Annotated in this window: 2 protein-coding genes; one reads left to right on the forward strand and one right to left on the reverse strand. The window is 53.6% G+C overall.

The features are described from left to right. Window positions 1–537 (forward strand): Dam family site-specific DNA-(adenine-N6)-methyltransferase (locus tag JUK32_RS00460; protein WP_204136903.1); only part of this gene is annotated, 537 nt, incomplete at its 5' end. Window positions 538–625: 88 nt separating this feature from the next. On the opposite strand, the gene JUK32_RS00465 is transcribed toward JUK32_RS00460, so the two are convergent. Beyond that, a complete protein-coding gene (locus JUK32_RS00465) occupies window positions 626–772 on the reverse strand; it encodes a hypothetical protein (protein ID WP_204136904.1) in 147 nt (48 codons plus the stop codon). Window positions 773–920: the final 148 nt, after the last annotated feature.

Genomic DNA, 920 nt, shown 5'->3' on the forward strand with positions numbered 1-920 from the left:
CACCAGGTGCGATCGTCCATCCATCGCGCTGCCCGACTGATCTATCTCAACAAAACCTGCTTTAACGGCCTGTATCGGGAGAACTCCAAAGGAGAGTTCAATACTTCGATAGGCCGCTACAAGAACCCCAAGGTCTGTGATGCCGAGGCTTTGCGGCAGGCTGCGTTCGCGCTGCAAGGTACCGACATCCGCTGTGGGCAGTTTTTTGATGTTCTGGACTGGGCCGTGGATGAGCAAGATTTTGTCTACTTTGATCCGCCTTACCACCCCATCAGCGCCACCAGTCGCTTCACGGGCTACAGTCGCTACGGCTTTTGCGCTGAAGACCAAGAGCAACTCCAGCGAACGTTTGCAGAGCTGGCAAGTCGTGGAGTCAAGGTGATGTTGTCCAACTCCGACTGTCCCTTCATTTGCGAGCTGTATCAGGGCTTCCACATGCACAAAGTTCAATCAGCAAGGGCGATCAACTCGAACGGCAAGCGGCGCGGCAAAATTCCCGAACTCGTCATCACGTCTTATCCGGTTTCACTTACTTAGATATGGATGGCTCAACTTCGATAAATAAAGATATAGTAAGGGGGATTGCCCCCGGAGGTGACATGCTCAACTGCTTCAGAGAGGGCTTTTAGCCCTTCAACAGCACTTTCAGGGCAGGCGCGATTTGGATGCCGTTGATGGCCTCAAGGCTGGTATGGCGATCGGGACTACGGTCGGGACAATCTGGCTGATTGGTCTGTTTCTCTTCACGCTGCTTTAGCCCGCGATGGCTCAATTCATAGGTTCCCGCTCATGACGACGACTACCCTTCCCGAAAACTGGCTGGATGTGGCTGCTGGCAAAGCTTCAACCAAGTGGCTAGAGCAGTTCATTCGCCACCACCTGGCGCTATTGGCAAAAGAGCAGAGCACTCCCCATGAGTT

The organism is Halomicronema sp. CCY15110, from assembly GCF_016888165.1.
In the GTDB taxonomy this organism is placed as follows: domain Bacteria; phylum Cyanobacteriota; class Cyanobacteriia; order Phormidesmidales; family Phormidesmidaceae; genus Halomicronema.